A 20,685-nucleotide genomic window follows, 5' to 3' on the forward strand; every position below is an offset into this window, starting at 1 on the left:
TAATTATCATTGAAAAATTAATTATTAACCTTTTTTCAAATGACTTAGCAGACGTTTACGCTTACGTAGCTGGGTAGCGGTTAACACATTCTTTTTATCGGCAAATGGGTTAACGGACTCTTTAAATTGGATACGTATTGGTGTACCCATGACTTTTAATGATTTACGGAAGTAATTCATCAAATAGCGTTTATAAGAATCAGCCAGATCAGAGACTTGGTTACCATGAATAACCACAATTGGTGGATTATGTCCCCCCGCATGGGCATATTTCATTTTCACACGGCGACCACGGATCATTGGAGGCTGATGATCATCCTCCGCCATCTTCATGATGCGTGTCAGCATAGAGGTACTAATGCGACGCGTTGCTGATTCATAGGCTTCTTGAATAGACTCAAACAAGTTACCCACACCACTGCCGTGTAACGCAGAAATAAAGTGAATACGGGCAAAATCGACAAAACCAAGACGCAATTCAAGCATATCTTTAACGTGGTCACGATCTTCTTGTGACATGCCATCCCATTTATTAACGGCAATCACTAAAGAACGACCTGAATTCAGAATAAAGCCTAGCAGCGATAGATCCTGATCAGAGATGCCTTCACGAGCATCAATAACTAGTAGCACCACATTGGAATCTTCAATCGCTTTCAATGTCTTGATTACTGAGAATTTTTCAACTGTTTCAGTAACTTTACCGCGCTTACGTACTCCAGCCGTATCGATAATGATATATTCACGGCCATCTCGCTCCATTGGAATATAAATACTGTCGCGAGTTGTACCAGGCATATCAAAAACAATCACTCGATCTTCGCCTAAAATACGGTTAGTCAGCGTTGATTTCCCTACATTTGGACGACCAACAATTGCCATTTTAATCGGCAGTGTCGATGGATCAAAGTCTTCTTCTTCTTCGGCAGCTTCTAATGCTTCAGCTTCCATTGCAGCCCAATATGCAGCATTTTCTTCTTCATCCGTGAGCTCAACCTCTTCTTCTTTAGGATAAAAAGGTTTTAAACATTGCTCAATCAGCTGAGTAATTCCGCGACCATGAGATGCCGCAATAGAATGGATCTCGCCTAATCCTAAAGAATAAAAATCACCGATAGAGGTATCAATATCAATACCATCAGTTTTATTCGCCACTAAATAAGTTTTTTTCTTGCGGCTACGTAAATGCTTCGCGATACCCTGATCTGCCGGCATGAGTCCTGCTCGGGCATCGACTAAAAATAATACAATATCTGCTTCTTCAATAGCTTGCAGTGATTGTGATGCCATATGGGTTTCAACGCCATCTTCGGCACCATCAATACCACCCGTATCGATAATAATGAATTCCTGTCCCTCTACTTCAGCTCGACCATATTTACGGTCACGAGTTAAACCAGGGAAATCAGCAACCAGTGCATCTCGGGTACGGGTTAATCGGTTAAATAACGTGGATTTTCCTACGTTCGGACGCCCAACCAGCGCAACGACAGGTATCATCTTTGGTGCCTCACAACTTAAATTTACAATAACGATTCTGAGGCTTAAACAACATAGCCTTCTCAGAAAACAAAAAAACGAAACGGCCCCTGTCTTTCAGGAACCGTTAATTTTAGCTATAAAATCACAGAATGTCAGAAAATTAACGCGTTAACAGATAGACTTTTCCGTTTCTCGCTTGAACCATCAGTTTATCACTGGCGACTACTGGACGGCTTAACAAGCCAGAACTGTTAATTTTATTCTGTGCAACAAAACTACCATTACTCATATCTAGCCAATGCAAATAGCCTTCGCCATCACCCACAACTAGATAGCCATTATACATTTCAGGCGGTGTCAAATTACGATGCAACAACTCTTCTTGCGTCCATAATGTCACACCATCACTTTTACGAATCGATAATACACGGTCATTTTGATCAACCAAATACAGGTTTTCGCCGGAGACGACCATATTATTGACTGATCCTAAATCACGTTTCCAAGTTACTTGACCAGAACGCATATCTAGGGCTGATAAAGTTCCGTTATAACCGATAGCATAAATAATGCCATCGTCAATAATTGGAGTCATATCAACATCGTTCAAGCGTCCGATTTCGGTAGAACTTGTTATCTGAGATATACGCTGTTGCCAAATTAATTGGCCCTGAGACAGCAATACGGCACTAACACGGCCATTATCACCGCCCACAACAGCAGCACCATAGGCAATAGCCGGTGCTGATTCTCCGCGTACAGATAATGATGGAGTATCCATATTGACACTCCATTTCAGCTCACCGGTGTTTTCATCCAATGCCTGTAACATACCATTGCTAGTATGCGTCAGTACCAGACCTTCACCGACTACAGGGCGCGAAAGTGCTTCACCAGCAACATCAACATCCCAAATAACTTGGCCGTCTTCTTTATTCAGCGCGATCATTTTAGCGCGTTCGGTACCAATAAATAATTTGTCACCAGATACTGCTAAACCGCCAGAAAGTAACGCGGATAAATTGGCAGACAGAAAGCCTGTTCGTTTAGATAAATCAACTGACCAAATCTCTTTTCCACTGTCTAACTCAAACGCTTTCACTAAACCTTTGCGATCTGCGGCATAAACAGCGGTGCCATCCCAGATAGGTGATAAGTCAGAATAAAATTCTCCAACACCATCGCCTACTGATCTGTCCCAGACAATACTTGGGGTAAACTGATTTTCAACTTGTGGCAATGGCGCCATAACAATTGAGTCAGTTTCGCTCGAACAGCCCACTAAAAGAACAGAAGCGACCAGACCAACTAAAAGTGTTTTCCGCAGCTGCATGTTTATCGTTCCCTTTATTCGTTGTTAGTTAGACACATTATTCAGTTTCAGGGTCATCAAAGATTTCAGTGCCTGAGAACCATCCGCTTCTAATCCTTTGCTATAAGCAGCTTTGGCGCCAGCTTTGTCACCTTTGTGCAATAACGCATCACCACGGACATTCTCTGCTGCAGTACCCCAACCTTTCCCGGTAATTTTATCCAAAGAAAGAATGGCTGCATCAGCCTTATTCTGTGCCAACTGAACACGTGCAAGACGAAGATGGATCAAATCCTTGAGCTCATCTGTTTTTGCTTTTTCTATTGCAGCAGTCAATGATTTCTCTGCATCAGCTAACTTATTATTTTCAACCGCTAGCTGTGCTAATTGTAAATCTATCAACGCGCTATAAACATCTTTGGTATCCGCTGCAAATTTTTCTGCCGCAGCCACTGATTCAGCTGAACCGGTATGTAATTGTGCTGAAACTTTTTCAAAAGTCTGCGCACTTTCCTGTAACTGGTTGGTCTGATGAGACTGCCAGTAATTCCAGCCGACAACTGCACCAATGCCTAAAACTAGGCCAATGACTATCGCTTTACCATTGTCGATAAAGAAATTCTTAATTGCATCTACCTGTTCATTCTCATTGGTATAGACTTCCACAAGTCTCTCCTTAACCTAACAGTTCAGTCAAATGTGCCGTAATATCATGCTGTGCAATAGTATTTTGCTGACCATTGCGTAAATCTTTAACCGTCACTTGTCCTTCACGGATTTCATCTTCACCGAGAATTAACGCGACTTTAGCTCCGTGTTTATCCGCACGACTCAACTGCTTCTTAAAGTTACCACCACCGTGGTTAGTCATCAGTCGCAGTGATGGCATTTCATCACGAATTTTTTCCGCTAACAACAATACCGCAGGTTTGCTATCGGTGCCAAATGAAGCAAAATAGACATCGGCGACTGCGGTATCTGCTGTAAATTCGGGGTTAACTTCTTGCACCAGCAGAACCATACGTTCCATGCCCATAGCAAAACCCACCGCTGGCGTAGAATGGCCACCTAATTGAGCTACCATACCATCATAACGCCCGCCCGCACATACTGTTCCTTGCGCGCCTAATGCTGTTGTTACCCACTCAAAAACAGTACGATTGTAATAATCTAAGCCACGAACTAAACGCTGATTAATACGATACGTTATACCAGCTGCATCTAGCAATGCACATAAACCTTCAAAATGCTGTTTAGATTCATCATCAAGATAGTCAAAAAGTTTTGGTGCATCATTTAATAATTGTTGTACACCAACATTTTTAGAATCTAAAACTCGCAAAGGATTAGTGTACATACGACGCTGGCAATCCTCATCGAGACTCTCTTTATGCTGCTCTAAGAATTCAACCAACGCATCGCGATAACTTGCACGAGCTTCGACTGAACCAATCGAGTTCAGTTCCAATGTTACGTGCTCTGCAATACCTAATGCCCGCCACCAGCGTGCGGTCATCATAATAATTTCAGCATCAATATCGGGGCCAGCTAAACCAAAAACTTCTGCACCCATTTGGTGAAATTGACGATAACGCCCTTTTTGTGGTTTTTCATAGCGGAACATTGGACCAAAATACCACAAACGTTGTTCCTGATTGTACAGCAAACCATGCTCGATACCTGCACGCACGCAACCGGCAGTATTCTCAGGGCGCAGGGTTAAGCTTTCTTCATTGCGGTCGTTGAAAGTGTACATTTCCTTTTCAACCACATCGGTAACTTCACCGATAGCTCTGCGGAATAGCGGGGTATGCTCTACAATCGGGGTACGGATTTCACTGAAACCATAACCGCGTAAAATGCTTTTTAGCGTCTCTTCAATTTTCTGCCATACTCGAGTATCTGCTGGCAAATAATCGTTCATACCACGAATGGCTTGGATATTTTTTCCCACGTTATTTCTCTATTTTTCAACAATCACATGGCTCTGATTATAAAAGCGAAGTGTTATTAGGTTCAATCAACAAACAACAATAATGCCACTGAAAGTGGAAATATTTTGTCTTACCTGATGTTATTTACATCTAAGGTATGGCTAATTGAGTGCAAATCCTATCGTTCACTTAATTAATCGAGATGATATTGGTATTAAAGTAAAAACAAAACTGGCTCATTAATCGATGAGCCAGTTTAAATTAATTATCGATTTGGTTAATCTCGATACGTTTCTTTTCGTCCATAATAGCAGCTTTAGCGCGAATTTTAGCTTCTAGTTGATCAATCATATTATTGTTGTCTAAGCGTTCTTTCTGACGAACACCATCTTCATAGAAACCACTTTTTGTTTTCGCACCCGCGATACCCATTGTCGAGACTTCAGCTTCGCCGGGACCATTGACCACACAACCAATAATCGAAATATCCATTGGCGTGACAATATCTTCCAGCCGTTCTTCTAGCGCATTGACGGTACCAATAACATCAAATTCTTGACGTGAACAAGTTGGACAAGCGATAAAATTAATCCCTCGTGCCCTGATGCGCAGTGATTTTAAGATATCAAAACCTACTTTAACCTCTTCAATCGGGTCTGCAGCTAAAGAAATTCTCAGCGTATCGCCAATCCCTTCAGATAATAGCATACCTAATCCAATCGCTGATTTTACTGAGCCTGCCCGCGCCCCACCTGCTTCAGTGATTCCCAAATGCAGTGGCTGATCAATTTTTTGTGCCAGTAAACGATAAGAACCCACCGCTAAGAACACATCCGAGGCTTTGACACTGACTTTAAATTGGTGGAAGTTTAGCCTATCTAAAATATCAACATGGCGCATTGCAGATTCAACCAGTGCTTCTGGCGTAGGTTCACGATATTTCTCTTGAATATCTTTTTCTAGCGAGCCCCCATTTACCCCAATACGAATAGGTATATTATAATGGCGAGCACAATCAACTACCGAGCGAATACGGTCTTCACTGCCAATATTACCTGGGTTAATCCGCAAACAATCAACGCCATACTCCGCGACCTTCAATGCAATGCGATAATCAAAATGAATATCAGCCACTAAAGGAACATTAACTTGCTGTTTAATCAGCTTAAATGCCTCTGCGGCATCCATGGTAGGAACTGAAACGCGAACAATATCAACCCCGACCCGCTCTAATGCTTTAATTTGTCGAACCGTTGCTTCAACATCGGTAGTCCGTGTATTGGTCATCGACTGAACTGCAATAGGGGCACCATCTCCAATCGGAACATCGCCCACATAAATACGCGTAGATTTACGTCGTTTTATTGGTGATCTATTATTCATTTTTTTTATTCTCCGAGCTGCCCTATGACTATATTATTTATGACCATAGCCGTTGATTCATGTTCTTTATTACTGTGAATAATCCTATCGATTACTCGCTGCCTGTATTACTACGCAACCTGCACTATATACACATTAACTCGCTAAAAACTATCTTAATAGTGCGCGTATCTCGGTGAAATAATCCCTCAATAGTGCCTCTCGATAGCATTAAGCTTCAGGTATTTTTAATTTTGCCGCGCGACTAGCTTTAACAAAACGACTTAAATCAATATTTTTACCTTGGAATTGAACTTGAACATTAGCTGGCGCACCTAGAGTCACTTGATACGGTAATTTACCGGTCAAATTCAATGTATCACCACGTTTTTTCGTTCCGCTGAATAATACTTTTTTATTCGCATCACGAATATCTAACCAGCAATCACCGGTAAAATTCAGGTTTAATGTATCATTTTTAACGACAGCTGCAGGCTCTGCGGTCTCATTGTTTATCTGGCTACGATCGATAGGTGCGGGAGTCACTTGACTGCCAGGCAAAGGAACAGTTCTGATAGTTTCTGGCTGCGTTACCGCAGCTTGAGTACTCGTATCGGAGGTTTCCTCTGACGCTACATTACTGGACGCTGCCCCTTGCGATAAACTATCAAATGGAGAGCTTGGCGTTGTAGATTCATTGTGTTCCACTGTTTGGGATTTTTCATTATCTTGCTGTGAAATGATCTTCTCATTCTGTTCTGCCATAGAAACAAACTCTTGTTTCTGAGCTTGATGATCTTGCCACCACCATACACCGACCATAGCAATGAGAATGATAAATATAACCCACGTTAACTTCATCAACCAGCCTTCACGTTTTTTACGCTTCTTGCCTAAAGAATAGCTTTGCATCGGTGAAACTTTGGCTTCTTGAATCGGGTTGTCTTTATTGAGCAATGCTAATATCTGTTGTTCTGGCAAATTAACCAGACGAGCATATAACCGCATATACCCCCTCAGAAAAGTCGGTTCAACGCCTGCGGGTTTACTATCTTCGTCTATCGCACGCACTATCGCCACTTTTAGGCACAAGCGTTCAGCTATAGTTTCTTGAGACAGCCCCATAGATTCCCGTGCTTGGGATAACAGTTGCCCGACAGTAAGTTGTGTATCTGATGTATTATTTTCGATATTCATTGGCTGACAACACTGATTCTGAGGTTAATAAAGATAAGATTGAATGACCGATTATAAACACACTCAATACTTATGGCGTAATATTTATCTGATTAATTTAATATTTTACATTAAATCCCAAGCAACGGTTGATAAATCCCTTGATAATCCTATTTATAATCATATGATCAATTTACTGTTCTCCTAGCAAACCTACTATATAACTATTTTTATATGATTATTTTTATCCCCTTATGGCTTATATCAACAATTGCTTGGTTACCCAGTCAATTAGCGATTAATTTACGTTAATCACTGAGTGTCAGCATAAATTATTTAGCGATAGCATAAAACTCTAGAACTCAGACTGCCTTAACCGAGATTGGTTCCCCAACCATACGCTTTTTTAACGTACGTTTAGTTCGATCAATTACCTCACCCGCTAACTGACCACAGGCTGCATCGATATCATCACCGCGAGTTTTACGCACAATAGTGGTGAATCCATATTCCATCAATACTTTAGAGAAACGGTCGATTCTACTGTTTGAGCTACGGCCATAAGGTGCTCCTGGGAACGGATTCCATGGGATCAAGTTAATTTTACTCGGGGTATTTTTCAAACATTCAGCTAACTGATGCGCTTGCTCTACACTGTCATTAACATGATCGAGCATCACGTATTCAACAGTAACTCGCCCTTGGTTGGCGTTAGATTTGGATAAATAACGGTTAACGCTATCAAGGAACATTTCAATATTGTATTTTTTATTAACCGGAACAATATCATCGCGCAATTCATCGGTTGGTGCATGTAGTGAAATAGCTAATGCAACATCAATCATGTCGCCCAATTTATCCAGAGCTGGAACCACGCCTGAGGTTGATAAAGTTACACGGCGTTTTGATAGGCCAAAACCAAAATCATCCATCATGATTTCCATAGCTGGCACTACATTATTCAGATTAAGTAATGGCTCACCCATTCCCATCATTACGACGTTGGTAATTGGTCGACGTCCGCTGGATTTTAGCGAACCGATAATTTTTGCAGCACGCCAAACTTGACCAATAATCTCCGAGACTCGCAGATTGCGGTTAAACCCTTGTTGTGCCGTGGAACAAAATTTACACTCTAACGCACAGCCCACTTGTGAAGATACACACAACGTTGCTCTGTCATCTTCAGGGATATAAACAGTTTCAACTTGTTGATCACCAACAGTAATAGCCCATTTAATCGTACCATCAGAAGAACGTTGTTCTTCTGCCACTTCTGGAGCACGGATCTCAGCAACTTGTTTCAATTTAGCGCGTAGCACTTTATTGATGTCGGTCATCTGATCAAAATCATCGTAGCAATAATGATACATCCATTTCATGACCTGATCGGCACGAAACGGTTTTTCGCCCATTTCAGCAAAAAATTGGCGCATTTGTTTACGATCTAAATCGAGTAGATTGATTTTTTCAGCCGGTTTTTCTGAAGGAATAGCAGGTGAAGTCGCACATTGTGCGTCGTTGGTTAGTTCAGACATTGTGGTTTGCCTCGTTGTTACACTTTACGGCGTATGCTGAGAATGATACTCAGCACGGCAATAAACAGATTTTCAAATAATAAAAAAATAAATCGCCCTATTAATTAAATTAACAGGGCGTGATAACGTACAAGTTATTCGGTATTGTACAAATTTTAAAATAATAATGCTACACCTGCGCGCTTCAAGTTATAAATCCTACCGCATAAGCGGCTCACGAATAATGAACCGAAACTGCCAAAATAGCTTTTATTTTTAAATTTAAATCTTAACGCGGACAGATTTCATCTTCAGCGAAGAAATAAGCAATTTCACGGTTAGCAGATTCAATAGAGTCTGAACCATGAGTCGCGTTTTCCGTGAAGCTGTCTGCAAAATCAGCACGCAGAGTACCGGCTAATGCGTTTTCTGGGTTAGTTGCGCCCATCAGGTCACGGTGGCGTAATACAGCATTTTCGCCTTCCAGAACTTGTACCATGATCGGGCCTGAAATCATGAATTCAACTAAACCATCGAAGAAAGGACGGCCTTTATGTTCTGCATAAAAACCTTCGGCTTGTTCACGGGTTAAATGTAACATTTTTGCCGCGATAATTTTAAACCCAGCGCTTTCAAAACGGGCATAAATAGCACCGATAACATTTTTCTTTACTGCGTTAGGTTTAATAATTGAAAAAGTGCGTTGAACCGTCATAAATAACCTCTTAGCTTTTATTTGACATTAATGTCTGTTGTTTTAATTATTAAAACTTTTATCTCATTGCCCGCTTATCATTATTAGGCTAATGCAACATGAGGTTGCTTGGCGTTAATGTAGCCCTACCGTGATCCATAAGCATAGAAAAAATAAGGCGTTGATTATAAAGATTGTTAATATAATTGCCTACAGTAATATCAACATTTCGTTAATCTATTTGCAGCAATTATCACTATTTTTTCGCATAAGTCACATTTTAATCCTATCAGCTGAATTATTTAACTTAATAAGTTTACTTTACACTGAAATTTAGCAAGGCCACTTGCCCACTTAAATCAAGAACCGAAACTTGATAATTACCGACTTTGTCTAATCTAAGAACTAACGGTTGATCATGAAAATTTTCAGCCACTTGCTCACCGTTTAAAAACCACCACTGTTTCCCCTTCCCTCCTTGAGTTACTAAACGTAAATCCAAGCTTCTCTGCCCCGGTAAGCGTTTTAATACATCATTATTTCTGAGGCCAGAAATTAACAAGGGCGGTGCTTCACTATTTTGCGGAGGGCAATTTTTATCAATTTTAGGCAGACGATTAATACGACGCTCACTTGCTGGCAACCATGATTCGAGAGTAATCGGCCATAAATCAATCGTTTTTTGCTGGGCATCTGGGCAATCAGCAGCAACTTGTAAACCTGACGAATTTATCCATATATTTTTTTTAATGCCAAAAATGGACTCTTGTTCGTTAGCCAACAGCGTAGGAGGGATAGTCTCGTCTAGAATCCAGCTTAATCGACGTTGGCGGCAATTAGTGTCGCCTTTCGGCAATACAGTTCCACTTGGCCAGCAAATCATCGCTTGTGAAACAGAAGCAGGTTTTTGATCTTTAGGCAGCGGTACATTATCTTGCGCCATACGCAGCAGCAATAAATTGTTAACTTGCCCCATAATCGGTACCGCTGTCGCAAAACCAAATTGTCCTGCAACTGGCGTACCGTCTGGGCGTCCAACCCATACACCAATAGTATAACGAGGATTAATCCCGATAGCCCAGGCATCACGATAGCCATAACTGGTGCCCGTTTTCCATGCTAAGCGCACCTGAGCAGACAAACTAGCTTCAGGCATGGGGCGCGATTCTCCCCCCATGATACGCCTAACAATCCATGCAGCGCCCGGCGAGAATAATCGCCTATTGTTTAACGGATCATCAGGTTTAAAGCGTAACGGAGAAACGAGTCCCTCACGTCCGAAGGCACTAAATGCACTAACCAGTTGATCCATTCTCGCCGCAGTACCGCCTAAAATTAACGATAAATTGGGTTCACTGGCTAAAGGAAAACGCAGTTGTGTTCCTACATTACGTAGTTTAGCGGTGAAGCGCTTAGCCCCATAGGCTTCCATAAGCTGCACCGCGGGTAAATTAAGTGAACGCACCAATGCATCGCTGGCACTTACCGGCCCATTGAATCCACTGTCAAAATTCCCGGGCCGGTAGGCATCGAAGCGCCGCGGTACATCTTGCAGCAGGGAGCCGGCATGAATAAGCCCATCATCCAGCGCTAAGGCATATAAAAACGGTTTCAATGTTGAACCCGGTGAGCGCCATGCGCTGATCATATCGACATGGCCAAATCGGCTATTATCTTGAAAATCCAGTGAGCCTATATAGGCTTTGACCGACATATCGCGATGATCAACCACCAGCAATCCCAAGGAGGTTTTTTCGGGAAGCTGACTTTTCCAATTATAGGTCATTTGCTCTAGCTGGCGCTGTAATCCGGCATCAATCGTGGTGTGATGTATCGGCCCTATTTCGCCTTGGATAATTCGACGCGCTAATAATGGCGCTGAATTTGGTGTTTTTCGCGCGGCTAACCAAATTTTTTCTTGTTTAATATCAGCTATTTTAGCTGTTGACCACACCCCATATTGAGCCAGCCTATCAAGTACTTTGTTTCTAGCAGCTTCTGCGCGTTCAGGGTATCTATCAGGACGTAAACGGCTTGGTGCCTGTGGCAGAACTGCGAACAATGCCGCTTCACTGGCGGTTAATGCCGCCGGTGATTTATTTAAATAAACCCAACTTGCGGCGCCGATACCTTCAATCGTCCCTCCGTAAGGCGCGCGATTTAAATACATTTCTAAAATCTGCGGTTTAGAATAGTGGTATTCTAATTGCGCCGTACGCCACAACTGTTTGAGCTTTCCTCCGATGGTTCGAGAGTGTGGATCTATTAATCGAGCAACCTGCATCGAAATAGTACTGCCGCCTGAAACAATACGCCCTGAGCTTAAATCTTGCCATGCCGCGCGCATTAATGAGAGTGGATTTATCCCTGGATGATGATAAAAATAACGATCTTCATAAGTTAACAACGCTTCAATATAGTCTGGTGAAACCTCATTCAGGGTGACTGGATAACGCCAAATTCCTTGTTTATCGGCAAAACGCCATAATGGTGTACCGTCTTCGGCGACCACTGTCTTCGCCATCTCGATATGCTTAATCGGCAGCGGCCACAGTTTATCTGCCAGCCACAAGCTCCCCAGCAAAAAAAACAATATACAGAATGAAATCAACACGATATGCAATAATCGTCGAAACCAACGTTTCATGGGCTTAGCTTCATAAATATAGTTTCATAAACAGGACATTAACAAAATAAGGTCTATAACTAGAGCGTATTAATCCAAAGAATAAAGGCCTTTACGCTAACAATATATTTACCAATAAATAACCCTTATTTCCGGCTTAAATTAGCCAAGAAATAAGGGCATCAGAGGATAAATTTAACGTACTACTTCCAATTTATTCACAGTATTACCAACCGCTCGCCATGCAGGAACATACATCGATTCGACTTGCGGAGCAGGCACACTATAAACTCCCGGTGTTACCGCGCGTGCCAAATACAGCAACGTCGTTGGTCGATAAGCATTCACCTCAATAGCGGCTACATAACGATCATCACGATATTCAGTGTGACGGATAGCGCCCTGCTGCATATCATTAATTGCCTCTTGTAGATTCGGCGCAGTATCACTCAAGTTAGCGCTGCTATTGGCCAGATTCTGGTTTTCTAACTCCAATCCTGCCGGTAATAAATCCACGACTAAGGCATCGGGAACCGATTGATCCGCATTAACGTCTAACTTAACCACCACCATTTCACCGCTTCTCAATCGGTCTAACTGAATAGGGTTACCTTGTAAGTCTAAATAACTGCGTTTAATTTGTAATACATTAGACATCGGCGACGGTGCAGATTGAGGGTAACCGACCACTGTCACACGATTATACAGTGTATTTTCACCGTGATTTTCAATCGAAATCCCAGCTTGAATTTGTGACGATGTTAATAGCTCATTCAATGGTTTATCCGAGATAACGGGGGGCTGTTGTTGATTAATCACCGCCTCCCAAGGGGCTTCGGTTTGATTTATATAGTAACGTCCAGCCAAATATAACGCGTTACTTTCTTGCGTGGAGAAATAACGTTTACCGGTTAATTCATTAACTACATTTTGCAATTTTTGATCACGCGATTTTGGCATCAAATTATATTCATTCAGTAAGGCAATAATCATCGCATCATCACGTACCTGGCTGCCGTAATCTCCCCAACCGCCTTGACGTGGACGCTGTTTTTTCAGCCCTTGAATAATAGCTTCTTGCGCGCGTGATTTGTCGCCCATCAGATCTAACGCGATCCCCAATTGCACTAAAGCCAATCCACTTTGCGCATTATCTTTACGTTCATAGATTTGACGCAATGCGCCTAAAGGTGCTTTTTGTTGCGACGCAAGGACTAAGCCCGCGTAAGATTGGGCTGCAAATCGCATTGCTTCTGGATTGTCGGCGTAAGGAGTCGATATTTGCTCTTTATCTTGTAAATAGCTTAATAAGCGATTATTGGCACTATTCAATGCCTCGGCAGGCACTGCATAACCTCGTTGATTGGCACGATACAGAAAATCTGTTGCATATGGAGTTAACCAAAATTCTTCGCTGCCGCTTCTGTCCCACAAAGAGAAACTGCCATCATGACGCTGCATACTCAATAAATGAGGGATCCCCAAATCAAGCGCTTTACGGCGATCTTGATCGGTTTGCGATTTAATCCCTAATTTTTGTAATTCGGCCTGATTAGAATACAGCGATGGATACAATCCACTGACCGTTTGCTCCAAACATCCATAAGGATAGGCAAATAATTCGCTGATATAACGAGATATTTGTAATGGTGCACGGCTAGTTAACAACACTTGTCCTTCCAGTGTGTCTGGGGATAATCCGCTTATCGCCTCTGACGGTAAGGTCCAAATATTACCCGGCTGAATAGACTCGGCAAAAGCCACCGTCTCTGCGGGCTGCGCTGGACGCACGCCAATGTTCCACTGGTTAGTATACGGTTTAAGCTGCTCATTCGGAACAGTTAATCCGTTGATTGTCATACTAATTTTTCCTTCACCAAAGCCATAATCGGCTTTAACTGGTAAATTAATAGAGGTACGCTTACCCGCCTCTAAGCTCAGTTCTTTACTGCTAGGCCCTTGTAATTTAACCAAACCTTGAGCTTTGAACGACACCGTCAACTGTTGTGTTTGCTGCGTGAGGTTGGTCAAATCGAGAGTAAAATAAGAGTTATCTCCCCCAGCCATAAAACGTGGCATTGACATTTGCGTGACTAACGGCGCGGCAACTACCACTTTGCTGTCGGTTTGACCGAAATCTTTGCCGTTCCATGCCTGAGCCATAACCCGTAATTCACCATTAAAATCGGGGATCGCTAACGAAATTTCACCTTCCCCTTGGGCATTCAGCGTCACGGGTTGCGCTTGCTCCGCAATTATCTGCACCTCGGTTAACGGTTTCATGCCGCCTTTATCTACTGCCGTATCTTCGCCATCACCACCAAAACGCAAGTTAGCAAATTTACCCTGCCCTTCAATTAGGTTGCCATAGACATCGTACTGATCAACGCTATACCGTTTACGGCCTAAAAATGCACGGTACGGATCGGGGGTTTTAAAATCAGTAATATTCAGTACGCCAGTATCCACTGCTGATACTAGAACATTGATTTTTTCTGGCAGCGGCTTGCCATCCTGAGCCGTGGCTTTAATTTTCACCGTTAAATCTTGATTAGGACGCATTTTCGGTGGCGTATCGACACTCAATGCAATCTTGCGATTCACATCGGCTAACGGTAAATGCAGCACGCCAACCGCGCGTTTTACCGTCGCTTGTTTAGAATCATCCCCTGGACGAATAACCACCGCACTCACATACAGATCATGCCGTGCCCATTGCTTATTAATAGGCAAATCAATATCTAACCCTTTTTCAGGTACATTGATTTCTTGCCACCATAATGGGCCATTACTCGATTCTAGCAAGATATAACCTTTACCAGCGGTCGGTGATTCGATATGAACAACGGCTTTTTCACCCGCGGTATAAGCCGGCTTATTCAAACTCAATTTAACTTGATCAGGACGAATAGCGCCCGTCCCCCCCGTGTTATCTTGCCATGAATATCCCGCCCAAAATTGCAGACTAGAAACTAATTGGTTTTCTGGATTGAGCACCTCTAAACGATAAGATCCCCAGTCAACAGGGAAAGAAACTTTGGCACTGCCGTCGGGTTGAATAGCAATATTTTCATTGGCCATCACCAAATCTTTTTGATCAAAATTAGCTTCCCAGCCACCACTTTCTGACCAGCGCCAATAATAATCGCGACGTTCATAAACCAAACGTGTAATTAAATTATCCGCCTGATATTTTTTACCCGCGGCATCTGCATAAACTAATTCAAATTCTGCCAGCGAGTTTTCATCAACGTTATAACGCATTTCATCGCGGTCAGTCGAATAGTTATAAATTTTCTTCTGGTTAAATAGTGGACGAATACCCACCAGTTTTTCCGCCGGCCACACCGCTTGTTCTGCTCGACGAGTCACCGGTCGTCCGCCGGTTTCTAGTAAACTGGCTTGCAGAACCACATTAATTGGCGAGCGAATAGTCCGCCAATTATTGGCGTCAATTTCAAGACTTGATGTCCCGTCATCATTGAGGGTTAAATCAAATTCATCCAATTTACGACGCAATCCATCTTCATTAACTGCCCCGAATTCAAAACCCGGTAATTTAGCGACAGCCTCTCGGGATGGGCGCATAAACACTTGGCCTTGCAATTGATTGCCACTGGCAGGAGCACCGTATAAATAACGCCCTTCAATAGAAAAATCAATTGGTTGGTTAGAAAGCACTGGGGTAGAATGGCCGCTAATATCCAGCGCCATACGCTCAGGCATGAAATCTTCAACGTGGAATTTGTAAAAACGCAGCGGAGAGCCATCGCCTAAATCAAAACGTAATGTCCACATGCCGGTATCAGCATTTTTAGGAATTTCGAATTGATATTGATATAACCCATCATGATCAGCTTGTGCCTGCCAAACAAAACTGCGTGCCACTTGGCCGTCAGTTTTTAGTACATCGACTTTTACTGGTTGTGATTTAATCGGCTGACCATCGCCATCGCGCAGTAATCCATTCACCAACAATAATTCACCAGGGCGATACAGATCGCGAGGACCAAAGACAAACAGTTGTTTAGCATAACCTTGCGGTCCGCCAATATCGAACTCAGAAAGATCTAATGCTGGTTGGGTTAAATCAATCATGCTGGTTTGCCCATCTAACGTGGCTAGCAGCAATTTTCCACCTGCTAATTTTTCTAATTTCGCATGCCCGTCGCTGTCCGTTGTGGCTTTAGCGATCAGCTGACCTTTTTCATCGAGAATTTGTAGTTCGACATTTTTCAGTCCATTACCTTTGGCGAGTGATTGGGTAAAGACATCAATTTGGTCTTGATAGCTGTGCAGTGACACGCCGATATCGCTGAGAGTAAATACCGTAGCGGGAAATTGATAACTGTAGCCGCCCGCTTTTTGCATGATGGCAAGATAAACTCCATCTTGTTGTAATTCTTTAATATCTTTTAATGGCAGCAGAATGCTTTGGCGGGTATTTTTATCTGGATTTAAATCAAATCGTCCGGTGTAGGCCAGTTCAGTTTTATCCAGAAATTCTTCTGAATACCAATATTCATAATTGCTACGGTATTGCCATGCCGCTAAAAATTGAGGCAATTGCGCCTGTTTAATGCGAAAAAAATTGACATCAACTTTATCAACATTCAAGGCGATAACCGGCAAGCCCATGGAAAACTTACTCGGCAATAAAGAGCCTTTGCTCGCGAAGCCAATGGTTGGAATAATATTCGCCGTGGTTATTTTATGTTCAAATGTCTCATTCAGCGTACGCTGATTAATTGCTTTAATGCCGGGGTCGAGGGTTAAGCGTAATTCTCGTGACGGTGGTAAATGGCGTAATCTTAATTCCATTTGATTATCAGAAAGCTCCCACCCGCCGTCTAATTTACCCTCTTTCACATCGACTAAATGAGCAAACTGACTGAAATCTTGATCGGCCGCTAACGGTACAGAGAATGTCACTACCAGTGCGCTGGCACCATCCAGCTGTAATTCTGAGGCATCCAAAACACTAACTTCTTTACCGGCATAACGCTTGGCTAATGCCTCGGCTGACATTTTACTCGCCGGTTGAGCTGCCGCCTGTGGCACAGTGTGTGGTGCCGAGGTCTGAGAAGAGGATTTCTCTGCCGCTGTTGTTACCGTATCAGATTTGTCATCACAGCCTGACAAGGCAAAAACCGAGGCTAATGCCACGACAAGATAACGTTTATTGGTCGATAATCCGGTGAATAAATGAGGTTTCATCTCCGCCCGCTCTCCTTTGAATGGGATATTTTTTGTTATATTTATGCCACCGCCAAACGAGATGCCTAGCCACGCGGAGTAGGGTATTTCTCCAGGCCAAACCTTAGCTTAGCGTTTGGAAAATCTGTTACTAATGTGGTTATTCTGCCTGAACTACATGGTTAATTTAACCAATTTAGTCAATACAATTTGAATAAACGCGATATTTGGTAGGCACGTTTTTGGTCAATACTTTATTTGTGTCAACACTTTATTGAGTAGACACTTTATCGAGTAGACACTTTATCGAGTAGACAATGTAACAGAGTGTGCGGTTGACTGAAATAAGATAAAAGGACGAATTTGCTGATCAGGCCAGCGTTTCTCTGGCCCTAGTATTGAAGACGGACTCACGGTTGCGAACGGTACAAATAAACTGTGTTTAGGGAGAGTACGCCCGTGGTTTCCCTGTATCTATTAGGTATTTTTTATAGGAATAGCATCGCGGATAAATCCACCTAAACGGCGCTGATAAAAAGGCGCAATATGCTGAGTCATAAAATGGCTGATCCCTGCCTCGTCTTCATTAACCAAACAGAAATCAATCGACTCACCATCTTCTAAATGTTCACAAGCCAAAGTTCCAGCTTGATGAATAATATTGTCCAGAGTGTCTTCATCCCAATCGCCTGTCATTTCTAGGCCTATCAACATTACCGCAGGATCCTCACTTTTCTCTTCCTGTGCGAGCACCAAAAAAGCACGGCGAATAAGTTTATGCTGTTTGAATAACTCACTGAGGGTATTTACCAAAGCTGGAGGTTGATTTTCTACGGCTGATAACTTGATTGCACTGCCGCTGGGGACAGTAATTTTAGCTACCTGAATATCGTCATTCGGAGTGACTAGCTCTGGTTTCGGCTCTTGAGGGTGTGACATCTGCTCGCTCCATACTTATATAAATCAGTAATATAAAATAAGCCAATCATGAAATAGGCAATAAGCACTAAATAATCTGCTTATAGTAAAAAAACAGACACTGAAAGTCTCGCCCTCAGTGCCTGATAACTTATTTATTTCTTCTTTTATTATGACTTATTTCTACAGTTATAAGAGAAATAAGTTTACTGTGCTTTTTTTATCAATAGATTAGCCAATGTTCTTACACCGATACCTGTTGCACCTTCCGCCCATAAACTGACTGCCGATTTACGATAAGTTGCAGAGCAATCAATATGCAGCCAGTTATGGCGATAATCTTCCACAAAATGCGATAAGAATGCGGCAGCTGTACTGGCCCCCGCAGTATTCGATGGTGAAGCAATATTGTTGAGGTCAGCAAATCCAGACGGTAACTGCTGGCGATGGAATTCCGCCAATGGTAAGCGCCAGAATAATTCTAATTCTTCATTGGATGAATCTAATAATTCATTCACGAGTTGATCATCAAAGCTCAGTACCGAGTGATAATCATTACCCACCGCTACTTTTGCCGCGCCGGTTAATGTCGCCGCATCAATAATAAATTGTGGTTTTTCTGCGCTGGCGTCAATCAAACCATCCGCCAATACTAAACGACCTTCCGCATCGGTATTCATAATTTCTACCGATTTACCATTACGATAACGAATAATATCGCCAAGTTTGAAGGCATTGCTGCTAACCATATTATCGGCAATACACAGAATAAGTTTGACGCGTTTTTTTAAGCCACGGCTAATAGCTAAAGCTAAAGCACCACTTAAAGTGGCGGCTCCACCCATATCTGATTTCATCGAACTCATAGATGAAGAAGGTTTAATGCTATAACCGCCAGAATCAAAAGTAATCCCTTTACCGACCAAGCACGCAAATACCGGCGCATTTGCATCGCCCGTTGGATTATAATCAATAGATAACAAGACCGGCTGACGGCTTGACCCACGACCAACGGTATGGATCCCCATATATCCTTGGTCGACTAAATCTTCTCCTTTAACAATACGATAGCTAATATTTTCTCCATCGATATGACAGAATAAATCGATAGCTCGTTTCGCCAATTGCTCGGGGCCTACTTCTTCGGCAGGCGCATTGATCACGTCACGCACCCAATCAATAATGCGGATACGATTTTCTAATTCAACCCGATCAGCATCTGCTAGATTGGGCCATTCAATCGTGCGCATACCTTTGGGTGCACGAAAACCTTGCCAAAATGCCCAGCTTTTTTCTAAATCCCAGCCTTCACCGACTAAGGCTACATTACGGATCCCTTGGCTATCAATTTTGCGGCCTGCACTTTGTACCGCGCAGTATTTTCCTGGATGTTTCAAATGAATTGTCATTCCCTGCTCATCAGCACTGAGCAGTGCGCCTTCTCCCCAGCGAGGATCGGCGGCTTGCGTTGAAATCATTACAGGCATAATTTGTTTTGTCATTGTTTCTCTCACTTTAATTGTTCTAAATATCGATGAGTTTAACGCGGCCGAACTCATGCCTTGGTAGCATATTAGTGAATAATTACATTTAAGGTGTATTTATACAGCTCGACACATTATTCCTAGATTAACGCATAACCCAAACGATAAGTAGTATGAAAATGCGGACATCACAGTAAAATATAGCGTCATCGCGGCTAGCAACCCCAAAAAATAGTATGCCGTTATATTATAAAATGCATAATTGGCGAGCGTCAGAGATAAATAAAGCGCAATCGTTCAACAATAAATATATAAATAAATTTTGTAATTAATTCATTTTGCTACATAAAAAATGGGCGCTATATTAATAGCAACCCATGATAAGACCGTAAAATCGTTAATAAGATAAGCTCAAACCTATTTAAGCGAACTCATCTAGCCAAACTAATAAAATAGCCTCAAGAATTTTTTCGTTAGATTTTTGCGGATCATCGGAAAATTGTTCCAACTCGCAGATCCATTGGTGCATATCGGTAAAACGCACTGTTTTAGGATCGATATCGGGAAACTGATCGTACAGTGCTTCACCGATCTCACGGCTATCTGACCATGTTAAGCTCATAATAACGCTCCGAAAAATGGCACAAATTAATGCTCACGTGCATGGTTAACGGTATATTTAGGGATCTCGATAACTAAATCTTCATCGCTCACTGTCGCTTGACAGCTTAAACGACTTTCAGGCTCAAGTCCCCAAGCTTTATCGAGCATATCGTCTTCCAGTTCTGAGCTTTCTTCAAGAGAATCAAAACCTTCACGGACAATACAATGGCAAGTGGTACAAGCACATGACATTTCACACGCATGTTCAATATCAATTCCTGAGCGCAAGGCCACGTCCAGTATTGATTCTCCCGCCTGTGCTTCGGCAACTGCACCTTCGGGACATAAATGGCTATGAGGTAAAAAAACAATTTTTGGCAT

General features: G+C 42.4%; 14 protein-coding genes. All 14 read right to left on the bottom strand.

The window, feature by feature from the left end; all coding sequences use genetic code 11:
• Window positions 1–24 precede the first annotated feature (24 nt).
• A complete protein-coding gene (der, locus tag MNY66_RS10325; protein ID WP_047256047.1) occupies window positions 25–1,500 on the bottom strand; it encodes a ribosome biogenesis GTPase Der in 1,476 nt (491 codons plus the stop codon).
• Between the two features lie 142 nt (window positions 1,501–1,642).
• Window positions 1,643–2,815, bottom strand: coding sequence for an outer membrane protein assembly factor BamB (bamB, locus tag MNY66_RS10330; RefSeq protein WP_053908007.1), 1,173 nt, complete (start codon window positions 2,813–2,815; stop codon window positions 1,643–1,645).
• 24 nt (window positions 2,816–2,839) lie between these two features.
• A complete protein-coding gene (locus MNY66_RS10335) occupies window positions 2,840–3,460 on the bottom strand; it encodes a YfgM family protein (RefSeq protein ID WP_241500794.1) in 621 nt (206 codons plus the stop codon).
• A gap of 10 nt (window positions 3,461–3,470) precedes the next feature.
• Entirely contained in the window at window positions 3,471–4,748 is a 1,278-nt protein-coding gene (gene hisS / locus MNY66_RS10340) for a histidine--tRNA ligase (protein WP_241500795.1), read from the bottom strand.
• A gap of 241 nt (window positions 4,749–4,989) precedes the next feature.
• Window positions 4,990–6,111 (bottom strand): flavodoxin-dependent (E)-4-hydroxy-3-methylbut-2-enyl-diphosphate synthase, encoded by a 1,122-nt coding sequence (gene ispG / locus MNY66_RS10345; protein ID WP_047256043.1) that lies wholly within the window; start codon window positions 6,109–6,111, stop codon window positions 4,990–4,992.
• Between the two features lie 210 nt (window positions 6,112–6,321).
• Window positions 6,322–7,287 (bottom strand): cytoskeleton protein RodZ, encoded by a 966-nt coding sequence (gene rodZ, locus MNY66_RS10350; protein ID WP_047256042.1) that lies wholly within the window; start codon window positions 7,285–7,287, stop codon window positions 6,322–6,324.
• A gap of 341 nt (window positions 7,288–7,628) precedes the next feature.
• Window positions 7,629–8,804, bottom strand: a complete 1,176-nt coding sequence (rlmN, locus tag MNY66_RS10355; RefSeq protein WP_047256041.1) for a dual-specificity RNA methyltransferase RlmN — start codon at window positions 8,802–8,804, stop codon at window positions 7,629–7,631.
• Window positions 8,805–9,072: 268 nt separating this feature from the next.
• Window positions 9,073–9,498 (bottom strand): nucleoside-diphosphate kinase, encoded by a 426-nt coding sequence (gene ndk / locus MNY66_RS10360; protein ID WP_047256040.1) that lies wholly within the window; start codon window positions 9,496–9,498, stop codon window positions 9,073–9,075.
• A gap of 295 nt (window positions 9,499–9,793) precedes the next feature.
• Window positions 9,794–12,124: a peptidoglycan glycosyltransferase PbpC gene (gene pbpC / locus MNY66_RS10365; RefSeq protein WP_241500796.1), complete on the bottom strand. Its 2,331-nt coding sequence runs from the start codon at window positions 12,122–12,124 to the stop codon at window positions 9,794–9,796.
• 174 nt (window positions 12,125–12,298) lie between these two features.
• On the bottom strand, window positions 12,299–17,320 hold the full coding sequence (locus MNY66_RS10370; protein WP_241500797.1) for an alpha-2-macroglobulin family protein: 5,022 nt from the start codon (window positions 17,318–17,320) through the stop codon (window positions 12,299–12,301).
• A 456-nt stretch (window positions 17,321–17,776) separates the two neighbouring features.
• A complete protein-coding gene (locus MNY66_RS10375; RefSeq protein WP_047256037.1) occupies window positions 17,777–18,238 on the bottom strand; it encodes an enhanced serine sensitivity protein SseB C-terminal domain-containing protein in 462 nt (153 codons plus the stop codon).
• A 185-nt stretch (window positions 18,239–18,423) separates the two neighbouring features.
• The gene (pepB, locus tag MNY66_RS10380; protein WP_241500798.1) at window positions 18,424–19,719 is read right to left on the bottom strand and encodes an aminopeptidase PepB; all 1,296 of its coding nucleotides are present in this window, start codon (window positions 19,717–19,719) and stop codon (window positions 18,424–18,426) included.
• Window positions 19,720–20,122: 403 nt separating this feature from the next.
• Window positions 20,123–20,323, bottom strand: a complete 201-nt coding sequence (iscX, locus tag MNY66_RS10385; RefSeq protein ID WP_047256035.1) for a Fe-S cluster assembly protein IscX — start codon at window positions 20,321–20,323, stop codon at window positions 20,123–20,125.
• A gap of 26 nt (window positions 20,324–20,349) precedes the next feature.
• Window positions 20,350–20,685: an ISC system 2Fe-2S type ferredoxin gene (fdx, locus tag MNY66_RS10390; RefSeq protein ID WP_047256034.1), complete on the bottom strand. Its 336-nt coding sequence runs from the start codon at window positions 20,683–20,685 to the stop codon at window positions 20,350–20,352.

Source organism: Moellerella wisconsensis (genome assembly GCF_022592395.1).
GTDB classification, from domain to species: Bacteria; Pseudomonadota; Gammaproteobacteria; order Enterobacterales; family Enterobacteriaceae; genus Moellerella; species Moellerella wisconsensis.

Coding starts and splice junctions, on each gene's coding strand:
- ndk (WP_047256040.1), bottom strand. CDS start 9,498: ATGACGGTTCAACGCACTTTTTCAATTATTAAACCTAACGCAGTAAAG.
- MNY66_RS10370 (WP_241500797.1), bottom strand. CDS start 17,320: ATGAAACCTCATTTATTCACCGGATTATCGACCAATAAACGTTATCTT.
- ispG (WP_047256043.1), bottom strand. CDS start 6,111: ATGAATAATAGATCACCAATAAAACGACGTAAATCTACGCGTATTTAT.
- rodZ (WP_047256042.1), bottom strand. CDS start 7,287: ATGAATATCGAAAATAATACATCAGATACACAACTTACTGTCGGGCAA.
- bamB (WP_053908007.1), bottom strand. CDS start 2,815: ATGCAGCTGCGGAAAACACTTTTAGTTGGTCTGGTCGCTTCTGTTCTT.
- fdx (WP_047256034.1), bottom strand. CDS start 20,685: ATGCCAAAAATTGTTTTTTTACCTCATAGCCATTTATGTCCCGAAGGT.
- pbpC (WP_241500796.1), bottom strand. CDS start 12,124: ATGAAACGTTGGTTTCGACGATTATTGCATATCGTGTTGATTTCATTC.
- der (WP_047256047.1), bottom strand. CDS start 1,500: ATGATACCTGTCGTTGCGCTGGTTGGGCGTCCGAACGTAGGAAAATCC.
- pepB (WP_241500798.1), bottom strand. CDS start 19,719: ATGACAAAACAAATTATGCCTGTAATGATTTCAACGCAAGCCGCCGAT.
- MNY66_RS10375 (WP_047256037.1), bottom strand. CDS start 18,238: ATGTCACACCCTCAAGAGCCGAAACCAGAGCTAGTCACTCCGAATGAC.
- iscX (WP_047256035.1), bottom strand. CDS start 20,323: ATGAGCTTAACATGGTCAGATAGCCGTGAGATCGGTGAAGCACTGTAC.
- rlmN (WP_047256041.1), bottom strand. CDS start 8,804: ATGTCTGAACTAACCAACGACGCACAATGTGCGACTTCACCTGCTATT.